7 protein-coding genes, 2 pseudogenes and 1 riboswitch are annotated in these 10,945 nt (G+C 72.7%); of the genes and pseudogenes, 1 reads left to right on the top strand and 8 read right to left on the bottom strand.

All coding sequences use genetic code 11. The features are described from left to right. Positions 1-207: 207 nt before the first annotated feature. From ACZK39_RS12345 to ACZK39_RS12315, 7 genes and pseudogenes are all read right to left on the bottom strand, one after another. Positions 208-1,434, bottom strand: coding sequence for a siroheme synthase domain-containing protein (locus tag ACZK39_RS12345; protein ID WP_463613472.1), 1,227 nt, complete (start codon positions 1,432-1,434; stop codon positions 208-210). Beyond that, on the bottom strand, positions 1,431-3,815 hold the full coding sequence (cobJ, locus tag ACZK39_RS12340) for a precorrin-3B C(17)-methyltransferase (RefSeq protein ID WP_463613471.1): 2,385 nt from the start codon (positions 3,813-3,815) through the stop codon (positions 1,431-1,433). The genes ACZK39_RS12345 and cobJ overlap by 4 nt, the downstream gene beginning before the upstream one ends. Continuing rightward, a pseudogene (gene cobM, locus ACZK39_RS12335) lies at positions 3,812-4,673 on the bottom strand (precorrin-4 C(11)-methyltransferase); the annotation flags it as partial. The gene cobJ and the pseudogene cobM, both read right to left, overlap by 4 nt. A gap of 61 nt (positions 4,674-4,734) precedes the next feature. Beyond that, positions 4,735-5,409: pseudogene (cobI, locus tag ACZK39_RS12330) on the bottom strand (precorrin-2 C(20)-methyltransferase); the annotation flags it as partial. A gap of 51 nt (positions 5,410-5,460) precedes the next feature. Then, positions 5,461-5,525, bottom strand: a riboswitch (cobalamin riboswitch). 175 nt (positions 5,526-5,700) lie between these two features. Beyond that, positions 5,701-7,155, bottom strand: coding sequence for a cobyric acid synthase (locus ACZK39_RS12325; protein ID WP_463613470.1), 1,455 nt, complete (start codon positions 7,153-7,155; stop codon positions 5,701-5,703). A gap of 109 nt (positions 7,156-7,264) precedes the next feature. After that, positions 7,265-8,200 (bottom strand): cobalamin biosynthesis protein, encoded by a 936-nt coding sequence (locus ACZK39_RS12320; RefSeq protein WP_463613469.1) that lies wholly within the window; start codon positions 8,198-8,200, stop codon positions 7,265-7,267. Positions 8,201-8,269: 69 nt separating this feature from the next. Further along, complete coding sequence (locus tag ACZK39_RS12315) at positions 8,270-8,617, bottom strand: carboxymuconolactone decarboxylase family protein (RefSeq protein WP_459055149.1); 348 nt, start codon at positions 8,615-8,617, stop codon at positions 8,270-8,272. A 121-nt stretch (positions 8,618-8,738) separates the two neighbouring features. Between ACZK39_RS12315 and ACZK39_RS12310 the strand changes: the two genes are divergently transcribed. After that, the gene (locus tag ACZK39_RS12310; RefSeq protein WP_463613468.1) at positions 8,739-9,566 is read left to right on the top strand and encodes an aldo/keto reductase; all 828 of its coding nucleotides are present in this window, start codon (positions 8,739-8,741) and stop codon (positions 9,564-9,566) included. A gap of 651 nt (positions 9,567-10,217) precedes the next feature. Here ACZK39_RS12310 and ACZK39_RS12305 read toward each other — a convergent pair. Further along, entirely contained in the window at positions 10,218-10,919 is a 702-nt protein-coding gene (locus tag ACZK39_RS12305; RefSeq protein ID WP_463613467.1) for a TetR/AcrR family transcriptional regulator, read from the bottom strand. Positions 10,920-10,945: the final 26 nt, after the last annotated feature.

Genomic DNA, 10,945 nt, shown 5'->3' with positions numbered 1-10,945 from the left:
GTGTGTCAGGGAGGTGAACACGACGTGCGGCGGCGCCGGCAATTGTCGGGTCCTATCTCCCAGGATCTGCATGGGGCAAGGCTAGACAAGGGTCCGTGAGCGTCGCGCGAAAGCTCGCTTCTCGGCATGACAGTGAGGTCACGCCCGTCGGCATGAGCGTGGAACCAGCCCTGGCCCATTCGGGCAACACGCCGGCACGAAAGCCGGTCATCCGCCGTGAGTCGACTGCGGCGGATCCGAGAGGGCCGCCACGATCGCATCGCGGACATCGCGCGTTCGTCGCGGCTCCCGGTTCCCGACCACGCCGATCGTCACGCCCCGCACCTCCGCCGTCGCCGGCGTCCACGCCGAACCGCCGCGGGCGTCGTCGGCCCGCACGCAGAACGTGTGCCTCAGCTCCGCGCCCTCCGCGACCTTCGCGTTGACCTCCGGCGAGTCCGTGGCCGCCATCACGTACCAGGTGCCGTCGAGGTCGGCGTCGTCGAACTCCCGCGCCAGCCAGGTCACGCGACCCACCGCGACCAACGCCTCCAGCGCCCCCGTGATCTCCGGCGAGACAACCCGGACCCGGGCGCCCGACTCCACCAACCGCGACACCCGCCGGCCGGCCACCTTCCCGCCGCCCACGACGAGCACGTCGCGCCCACCGAGCATCAGCCCCGCCAGATAGGCCGGCGACCCGCCCTCCGACACCGGCAACGTCTCCCGGTACCGCTCCGCTACCACGTCGGCCAACGCAGCACACGCCCCGATCACGTTGGCCACCCGCACCTCCGCGTCCGGGTGCGCCCCCTGCCACTCCGCGGCCTGCTCCCGCGTCCAGCCCTTGAGCCGGCCCGCGAACAGCCAGTGCCCCATCACGACGAGACGACGCGCGCCGTGCGCGTAGGCCCGGTCCAGCGCCTCCGGCAGCGACGGCCTGGTCACCTGGATGAACGCGGACTCGACGTCGGCCCACCCGCCCCGCTCGTAGAGCAGCCGCGCCACCCGGAGGTGGTCGGCGTTCGCCTCGGGCACCAGCGCGCCGCGGCCCACGAACACCACCGTCGTCTCGCCCGGGGCCCACTCCCCCGCGGCCTCCGCCAGCCGCGCCTCGACGGCCTCGATCAGCCGCGGCTCCGGGCCGAGGTGCCGCGCGTATTCCACGCGGCTGCCAGGCACCCGCGCCGTCGCCTCCGCGATGAACTGCGGAATGTCGGAGCGGACGTGGCCGCCGGTGCCGAGCATGAGGGGCACGACGACGGCGCGGCGCCCGCCGTCGGCCAATGCGTCGACCAGGGCGTCGGTGATGGTGGGCTGGGCGAGCTCGACGTAGCCGACGGTGACCGGGACGCCGAGCAGCCGCTCCGCGACCAGGCCGGCCAGCTCCTCGCACTGCGCGACGCCCTCGCCGACGCGGGTGCCGTGGGCGGCGATGATCAGCGGCACGCTCATGCGTCCACCTCCTCCACCGTGTCCGGCATCCACTGGTAGTCCCGCGGGGTGACGATCAGCCGCCGCCCGCCGCCCGAGGTGACGAACCTCGTCGTCGACGATCCCACCACCACCAGCGAGTTCATGTCCACCCACTCGGGCTGGAACTCGGCCAGGGTGCTCATGATCACCTTCTGCCGAGGCCGGCACGCCTGCTGCACCACGGCGACTGGGGTCTCCGGCGAGCGGTGCGCGCCGAGGATCTCCAGCGCGCGGGGCAGGTGGGCCGTGCGGGTGCGCGACCGGGGATTGTAGAGCGCGACGACGAAATCGCCGACGGCGGCGCCCTGCAGCCGTCGCTCGATGTTGGGCCACGGGGTGTGGAGGTCGGACAGGGAGATGGTGGCGTGGTCGTGGCCGAGCGGCGCGCCGAGGATCGCGGAGACGGCCAGGCTGGCGGTGACGCCCGGCACGATGTCGACGTCGATCCCGTCGGTGCCCTGCTCGAGGACGGGGCTGGCCATGGCGTAGACGGCAGGGTCGCCGCCGCACACCAGGGCCACGTTCTCGCCGTTGCGCGCGGCCTCGATCGCGGCCGAGGTGCGCGCCTCCTCCGTGCCCATCTTGGAGGCCATGACGCGGACGCCGGGGCGGATGAGGTCGCGGATCTGCTTGACGTAGGGGCCGTAGCCGACGACGAACGTGGCCTGCTGGAGGCGCTCCTTGGCGCGCGGTGTGAGGAGGTCGCGGACGCCGGGGCCGAGCCCCACCACGCTGAGCCGCCCGCGGGCTGGGATGCGGCCGACGGCGCACGTCGCGTCGGTGCTGCGTTGCTTGGCCACGATCAGCTCGGCGCCGTGCGCGAGGACGGAGGCTTCGGCCACCGACGGCGTGCCGACGTGCCCCTCCACCATCGCGCTGGGTGTCGGGACGGGTTGGGCGGCCAGCTCCTCGGCCGGGTAGTCGATCAGCCGCACGCCAAGCTGCTTGACCAGCTGGAGCAGCCCGATCTCGCCGGCCTTGAGGTCGACGGTGGTGATCGCGGCGACGGACTCCAAGGCGAGGCCCTGGTCGGCGAGGGTGCGCTCGAGGAGGTCGCGGAGGTGGGCGACGTCGGTGCCGCGGTTGCAGCCCATCCCGACGACGAGACTCTTCGGGTGCAGGACGACCGTGCCGCTGAGTGGTTGCGCTTCATAGGCTTCGAGGCCGCTCCGCGGCACCTCAGCCAGCGGATCCGGCGCGAGCTCATCGGTCACGACGATCCGCACGACGGCGTCGTCGGCGTCCGGCGACACGTTGGCGGGCAACGGCGGCAGCGGCCAGGGCTGGGACTTTTCCACCCGCACGGGGCGACCATCGAGGATGGCCCTGGTCACGCCCGCGACGTCGCCGCGATACGCCCACCCGAGCGTGTCGAGGGCGGGGATGTTGAGCGCGTCGGTGGCGGTGGTGAGCACCGGCGTGCCCCCCGTCGCGTCGGCGATGCGCTCGGCCAGCTCGTTGGCGCCGCCTGCGTGTCCGCCCACAAGCGGGACGGCGAACCGGCCCGCCTCGTCGACCACCACCACGCCCGGGTCGGACTTCTTGTCCGCGAGCAGCGGGGCCAGGATCCGGGCGGTCGCGCCGAGCGCGAGGTGGGAGACGATAAGGTCGCACTCCCGCCACGCCCGCACCAGTCCCTCGGCGGCCGGACCGTCGTACCGGCGGGTGGCGGCGCCGAGGGCTGCGTCGATCGCGTCGGCGTGCCCGCGCGCGGCCTCCGAGTTGGTGACCTGCCCGACGACTGGACCATCGGCGTCGCGCTCCTCGGGCACGGAGTCGTCGAGGATCAGCACCACGTTCGGCTCCGCCACCTGCGCGACGGCGGCCTCCTCGGCGCTCAGCTCATGCACCCGCTGATCCGGCTCCCCGAGCCTCTCCGCGACCACGTAGCGCCGCGACCATCCCTCGAGCGCCCCGGCCAGCTCGCGGACCCCGGCGCCGGGCCCGGTCAGCACCGCAACCTTGGGGTGCCGCCGGGCCGCCGCCACGGCGTCGTCGATGGGGCGACCGTGGGCGGAGACCACGACGGCGTCGTCCCAGGGCAGCGCGACGGCGGCGAACGCGGCCGCCACCGAGCTGACCGCGGGCGTCACCGCGAGGTCGAGTCCCTCCTCGCGAAGGCGGCGGACGATGCCGTGAAATCCGGGGTCACCGCTGGCCAGTACCAGCGCGTCGTCGCCGTCGGGCAGTGCCTTCAGCCGTTCGACGGCGGGGCTGAGTGCCCCGAGGATGACGCGCCGCTCGTCGGGAACGCCGAGGGCGTCGAGGTGGCGCCGCCCGCCGACGACGAGCGCCACCCGTCCGGCGAGGCTGCGGGTGGCCGGCGAGACCTCGCCAAGATAGCCGTGGACGTGGATCATCGGTCCTCCTCCAGGACGCCGCGGGTGCCGTGTTCGCGCAGGTCCGCCTGCGCCTCGGGTTCGGCCGCGCGGTACTCGTGCCGGAAGCCGGGGTGGTAGAGGTGGCTGCGGGTGGCGAGCGGGCCCTCGGCGAGCGCCGGCCCGACGAGGACGACGGTGTGCTTCCACAGCTTGTGCTCGCGCATGGTCTCGGACAGGTCCTTCAGCTCGCAGCGCAGCATCAGCTCGTCGGGCCAGGACACCTGGTAGCCGACGATGCACGGCGTCTCGGGCGCGTAGCCACCGGCGAGCAGCTCCTCCTGGAGCGCCTTGTTGCGGGCGGCCGAGAGGTAGAGCGCCATCGTGGTGCCGTGGGCGGCGAACCCGCGGACCGTCTCGCGCGGCGGCATCGGGGTGCGGCCGCCCTCGAGGCGCGTCAGGACGAGGCTCTGCGAGACCTCCGGCACCGTCAGCTCCACCTCCATCCGCGCCGCGGCGGCCGAGTACGCCGATACGCCCGGCACGGACTCGAACTCCAGGCCAAGCGAGCGGATGAGGTCGCGCTGCTCGGCGGTGGCACCGTAGATGGCGGGGTCGCCGGTGTGGACGCGAGCCACGAGCAGGCCTTCGTCGCGGGCGCGGCGGTAGAGGGGCTCGATGTCCTCCAGCGAAGCCGAGGCGGAGTCGACCAGCTCGGCCCCGGGCTTAGCACCCGCGACGATCCCGGGGTGGACCAGGCTGGAGGCCCAGATGATGATGTCGGCCTCCGCGATGACGCGGGCGCCGCGGACGGTGATGAGGTCGGCCGCACCGGGGCCTGCCCCGACGAAGACCACCTTCCCGGTCACAGCCGGCCCCCCGTCGTCGAGCGGGTGGGGGCCGCCAGGACGGTGGAGAAGTAGGGGGCGGACTCGCCGTCGGCCAGGTCCGAGAGGCGGACGAGGCGCTGGTTCGGCAGCGATACGTCCACGCCCATGACGGCGTCGCGGTCCTCGCCGCGCAGCAGCTCCGCGACCTCCGGGAGGCGCCGTCCGCCCTTGTAGGCGACGGTGGAGTCGGCCACGGCGAGCACCTCGCGGAGGCGGTCCAGCCCGGCCGTGACCGGCACCAGCGCGAGCACCTCCTGCCCCTCGACCAGCGGCGTGCGGCTGGCCGCAGCCAGCGCCTGCATCGCGGTGATGCCGGGGATCACCTCGACCTCCACGTCCGGCAGCTGCTCGACAACGTGCGCGGCGAGGTAGGAGAACGTGGAGTACACGCTCGGGTCGCCGACGGTGGCGAACGCGACGGTCGCGGCGCCGTCGTTTAACGCATCCACGGCGGCCTGGGCGGAGGACAGCCACGCCTGCTTGCGTCGCGGGGAGACGCCGGACTTGTCGGCCATGGAGAAGGGGACGCGGACGATCCGTGTCGCGGCGTCGAGGCAGGCCGCCCCGACGATCCGCTCCGCCCGTCCGGGCCCGTCGCCGGACTCCTCGGTCGCGGGGACGAGGATCGCGTCGGCCGCCTCAAGGGCGCGCACGGCCTTGACCGTGATCAGCTCAGGATCACCGGGGCCGACCCCGACGCCGATCAGTCGTCGCGCAGGAACAGGGGAAATGGTGGGTACGGACATCTGCCGTGGCCTCCTGGGGTCGCTCGCCCGAATGGTTGGCCGCGCAGGCCCGAGTTCCTGACTCCCCCGTCGGGGTCACAGTGGCGGCACCGTCCCGGACTCACACCGGGTTCCTCGACGTCGCCTGCACGCAGCGTCAGTCTGTCAGAGGCGCCTGGTGACCCAGCCCTGGGGTCGGCTAGCGCCGATGCCCGACCCCGGTCGGCGGCTTCCCACGGCACAGCGCGCCTGGTGTTCCTCCAGTCGAGTCCTCGGGCCCCTAGAGCGGTCGAGATCGCATCTGGAGGAACGTCAGCGAGCCAGGCCGAGGAGGGCGTCGAGATCGGCGTGGGCCTCCAAGGCATCGGCGACCGTCTCGATCATCGACTCCCGCCGCGCCGCGAAGCCGGGCGCCTCCGTCGGCGCCCAGGCCACCCCCGCGGCGGCCGCGACCCCTGCGAGCCAGGCCCTGCGGAAACCGTCGGATTCCAGCGACCCGTGCCACATCGTCCCCCACACCGCGCCGGACCGGACGCCCTCGAGGAACTCCTCCTGGCCGTCGTCGACCCGCACCCGGCCGTGGTGAATGACGTAGCCCTCGACGTCGTGCCCGCGCCAGCTTCCCGACGGCCGGCCCAGCACCTTGTCCGGATGGAACACCGTGTCCGCGGGCAGCAGGCCCAGGCCAGGGACGGCGCCCGGGTGGCCCGCCTCGACCGGGTCCGTGATGGTGCGCGTCAGCATCTGGAAGCCGCCGCACACACCCAGCACCGGCCGCCCGGCCTCGGCGCGCGCCTCGATCGCCGCTGCGATCCCCGTCTCCCGTAGCCACGCCAGGTCCGTCAACGTGGACCGCGACCCCGGCAGCACCGCCAGATCCGCCTCTGCCACCGCCGCGGGGTCCGTCGTCACCACGACGTCGACCCCCGGTTCCTGCGCCAGCGCATCGACGTCGGTGGCGTTGGAGATGCGCGGCAGACGGACGACGGCGACCCGCAGCGTCGCGCTCCCCGCGGGCACGCTGGCCCGGGCGTCGCCGCGCCACCGGCCCACCTCAAGCGCGTCCTCGCCGTCGAGCCACACGCCCTGCAGCCACGGCAGCACCCCGAACGACGGCAGCCCGCAGCGTCGGGTGAGTTCGGTGAGTCCGGGGTCGAGGATGGCCTGGTCGCCGCGGAACTTGTTGATCAGGTAGCCGGACAGGAGGGCGCGGTCCTGGTCGTCGAGGAGACCCCAGGTGCCGTAGATGGAAGCGAGCACGCCGCCGCGGTCGATGTCGCCGACGAGCACCACCGGCAGGTCGAAGGCCCTGGCCAGGCCCATGTTGGTGTAGTCGCCGTCGCGGAGGTTGATCTCCGCCGGGGATCCGGCGCCCTCGCAGATCACCAGCTCGTGCGCGGCGGCCAGTTCCCGGTATGCCTCGTGGGCGGCCTCGGCCAGCAGCCGCCGGCCCGTGGCGTACTCCCCCGCCTCCAGGGCGCCGGCAGGCTCACCGCGAAGCACGACGAAGGAACGGCGGTCGCTGCCGGGCTTGAGCAGCACCGGGTTCATCGCCGACGTCGGGGTCTTGCCAGCCGCGATCGCCTGCAGGTACTGCGCCCGGCCGATCTCCGCGCCGTCGGCGCACACCATGGAGTTGTTGCTCATGTTCTGCGCCTTGAACGGCACCACGTCTATCCCGCGACGGCGCGCGGCTCGGCAGAGGCCGGTCACCACCAGCGACTTGCCCGCGTCCGACGACGTCCCCGCGATGAGGATCCCGGTCATGCGCCACTCCCCTTCCGTACTCGCTCCAACCGCGCGCCCACAAGGTCACGCTTCTGAGGCTTCGAGGCCGCTTCGCGGCACCTGAGCCAGCGGGTGTCGAGGAGCGCCGTCAACGGGAGCACCTCCTCATCGAGGCTGCTGCGGCAAGTCCCGTCGCCATCGCCGTCACCACGCCCACCAGCCTGGCCGCCTTCCGCACCTCGGCCGCGCGGGGGCGTGGGCCGTCGCCGAGGAGGCCCCGCTCCTCCACGCGGGAGAAGTACACGTTGCGGCCGCCGAGCTGCACGCCGAGGGCGCCCGCCCAGGCCGCCTCGCACCAGCCGCCGTTGGGCGAGGGGTGGTTCCGCGCGTCGCGGCGGAGCACCCGCCAGGCCTCCGCCGTCGACCCGCCGACGACGGGCGCGGCCACGCAGGCGAGCACGCCGGTGATGCGGGCCGGGATGTAATCGAGGGCGTCGTCGAGCCGTGCGGCGGCAGTGCCGAAGCGGGCATAGCGGTCGTTGCGATGGCCCACCATGGCGTCGAGGGTGTTGACCGCGCGATGGGCGAGGAGGCCGGGGATCCCGGCGACGGCACCCCAGAACAGCGACGCGACCACGGCGTCGGCCGTGTTCTCCGCCATGGACTCGACGGTGGCGCGGGCAAGCTCGGGCTCGTCGAGGCCGGCCGGGTCGCGGCCGCAGAGGTGGCCGAGCCGGGCGCGGGCGCCGTCGAGGTCGCCGTCGTCGAGGCGGTCGGCCATCAGCCGGCCCTCGCGGGCGAGGCTGCGGGCGCCGAGCACGGCCCAGGTGGCCAGCGCGGTCGCGGCAACGTGGGCCACCGGGTGGCGGCGCGTGGCGCGCTCGGCCGCGACCCCTGCCGCGACGACCGGCACCACCGTCGCCACCGTGAACGCGGCCCCCCGGGCGCGGTCGTCGGCATACAGGGACTGCTCGACGCGGCCCGCGAAGGTCCCGAACCACGCGACGGGGTGGTGCCGGGCGGGGTCTCCGAGCGCGGCGTCGGCCGCCACCCCGAGGACGATGCCGAGCGCGCGCGTGATCACGGCGCCGACGCTAGCAGTAGTCAGCACCCGGTCGGCGGGGCGCCTCCACTACAGATCCCGCAGCGGCGCTTACTCCTGGAACTCCAGGAAGGCGTCCATCGCGCGGGGGCCGTAGACCGTCGCGGGGCCGCCCCGCATGAGGATGGCCACTCCGAGAGCCTCAGCCACCTCGTCGGCGGTCGCCCCGGCGCGCGCCGCTCCGCGTGCGTGGCTGGCGATGCAGCCGTCGCACTTCTCCGTGACGCCGATTGCGAGAGCGATGAGTTCCTTGGTCTTCGTGTCGAGCGCGCCGGGGCCGAGCACCGCCTTGTGCATCGCCGAGTAACCGGCGTACACCTCCGGAATCCGGGAGCGCAGCTCCTTCGCGGGCGCCTGGAGGTCCTGGAGAACCTTCTTGCCATGCTCGTGGGTGGTCATGTCTCTCCTGACTGTCGTAGTTCACGGATGAGCCTTGACCAATTATCTGCCGGCAGGGGTGACGACGCCGGCCGCGGGTGACTTTCGTGCCGTCTCGACGGCGGTCGGGAAGAATGGGCCCATGACAACGCTTGCACCCCTGATCCCCCTGACCGGCGGCACCTCGATCCCGGCGATCGGCGCGGGCACCTGGCCCCTGGACGACGCGGAGGTGCGCGAGATGTGCCTCACCGCGTTCGAGATCGGCTACCGGCTCGTCGACACCGCGGAGAACTACCGCAACGAGGTCGGCGTCGGGCGTGCGGTCCGCGAGTCCGGGCTGGCTCGGGAGGACGTGTTCGTCACCACGAAGTTCAACAAGAAGTGGCACGGCGACGCCGTCGCGGGCGTGGAGGGCAACCTCGGCCGGCTGGGCCTCGAGTACGTCGACCTGGTTCTCATCCACTGGCCCAACCCGGATCAGGACCTTTACGTTCGCGCCTGGGAGGGGCTGATCGAGGCGCGTGAGCGCGGACTGACCAAGGCGATCGGGACGTCCAACTTCAAACCCGAGCACCTCCAGCGGCTGCTCGACGCCACGGGGGTCGCGCCGGAGGTCAACCAGATCCAGTGCAATCCGTTCACCGAGCGCGTCGTCGAGCGGGCGTTCCACGAGAAGCACAGGATCGTGACGGAGTCGTGGGCGCCGCTGGCCGCCGGCACCGGGCTGATCGGGCATCCGACCGTATGGGAAGTCGCCGATGCGCACGACGCCACCCCCGCGCAGGCGGTCCTCGCCTGGCACATCCAGCAGGGCCTGCTCCCCATCCCGAAGTCGTCGAACCGAGAGCGGCTGGGCGAGAACTTCGCCGCGGTGAATCTTCGCCTGACCGACGACGAGGTCCGGACCCTGACCGCGCTCAGAAGCTCGGACTACCACCTGATGGACTCGGACCACTTCGGCCACTGATCCCTCCCGCAGGTGAGGCGCGAGGAGCACAGCGACGCGCCTCACAGCTTCAGAAACGTCCCTTGTCAGCCCGCGTTTCTTAGGCTTCGAGGCCGCTTCGCGGCGCCTCAGCCAGCGGTGGGGTGCTTCGCGGCGCCTCAGCCAGCGGGGGGCGACGTGTCCGGGTAGCGGTGGGCGAGGGGGACCGGTCGCGGTGGGTCGGGCGTTGGGCAAGGCACGCCGCGTTTGGGCGTGCCGAGGGCCCCCATGGGCGAGGCCGGTCCCCCTCAGCCACCGCGGAACCTGACCTGCCCCTCAGAGACGTTCCTTGTCAGCCTGCGTTTCTCAGGCTTCGAGGCCGCTTCGCGGCGCCCCAGCCAGCGGTGGGGGCGCGAGGTGTCCGCAGAGCGGTGGATGAGGGGGACCGGTCGCGGTGGGTCGGGCGTTGGGCAAGGCACGCCGCGTTTGGGCGTGCCGAGGGCGCCCATGGGCGAGGCCGGTCCCCCTCATCCGGCGCGGGACCTGACCCAGGCCCCTGGGAAGCCAACGTCGGTTTCGACGCACGCTGCGCAGCTGCGCTGCTCGGTGTGGCTAAACCAGCTGTCGGGGAGTGGCTTGGCCCTGCTCAACCCGCGGGTGGGCGAGACTCAACCGAGGTTCAGCGAGACCGCGTCAGATTCGCGACAGGAGCTCCTGAACCGCCGCCCTCGCCTCCATCGCGTTCTGGCCGCTGATCTCCCGGAACGCCTCCGTGATCTCCTCGGTGAGGTCGAAGTCGCGGCGGATCAACCAACTCTGCTGCAGCCCGTCCCACACGGCGACGAACTGGCGGGCCATCCGCACCGGGTCGCGATCCGGATGCGCCAGGCCCGCCGCCTGACGGGCCTTCATCAGGTCGATCATCTCCGCCATGACCCGCTCGTAGTGGCGCTGGAAGAACTCGTGGGCCGGGTGCGCCGGGTCCTGCGCGGCCGACGCCAACGCCACCTGTAGTTGGAGCCGCTTGTCCTCGCTCGGCGAGCGGTGGGCGAGCTTGTCGATGAGGTCGTGGAACTCATCGGGAGGCGCGAGGGGGCGCTCCGCATCCGACCCCAATGGATCATTCCCGGGCGCCAGGTGACCCTCGAAGTAGTCGATGGCCGCCACCAGCAGGTGGTCGCGGGTGGGGAAGTGATAGAGCATCGTCCGCTCGAGCATCCCCGCCCTGGCTGCGACTGCGGCCGTCGTCAGCTGCGGATGACCCACCTCCATCACCACCTCGTAGGCGGCCTTGGCGATGGCGGCACGCTTCTCCGCCGACTTCGCGTAGGGGCCGCGCTTCACCCCCGGCGACGGCGCCGGGCCGGCCTCCACACCCTCGTGCAAATCTGCCATATACGAAAGCTTCAGCCTCTCCGCTG

Source organism: Tessaracoccus luoxuelianae, from assembly GCF_055326245.1.
Note: the sequence above shows the minus strand (reverse complement) of the source record. Positions and strands in the feature narration are given on the sequence as shown.

Bases quoted from the DNA above. Each gene is read 5' to 3' on its own strand.
- ACZK39_RS12305 (WP_463613467.1), bottom strand. From the start codon at position 10,919: ATGGCAGATTTGCACGAGGGTGTGGAGGCCGGCCCGGCGCCGTCGCCG.
- ACZK39_RS12315 (WP_459055149.1), bottom strand. From the start codon at position 8,617: ATGACCACCCACGAGCATGGCAAGAAGGTTCTCCAGGACCTCCAGGCG.
- ACZK39_RS12325 (WP_463613470.1), bottom strand. From the start codon at position 7,155: ATGACCGGGATCCTCATCGCGGGGACGTCGTCGGACGCGGGCAAGTCG.
- ACZK39_RS12310 (WP_463613468.1), top strand. From the start codon at position 8,739: ATGACAACGCTTGCACCCCTGATCCCCCTGACCGGCGGCACCTCGATC.
- cobJ (WP_463613471.1), bottom strand. From the start codon at position 3,815: ATGATCCACGTCCACGGCTATCTTGGCGAGGTCTCGCCGGCCACCCGC.
- ACZK39_RS12345 (WP_463613472.1), bottom strand. From the start codon at position 1,434: ATGAGCGTGCCGCTGATCATCGCCGCCCACGGCACCCGCGTCGGCGAG.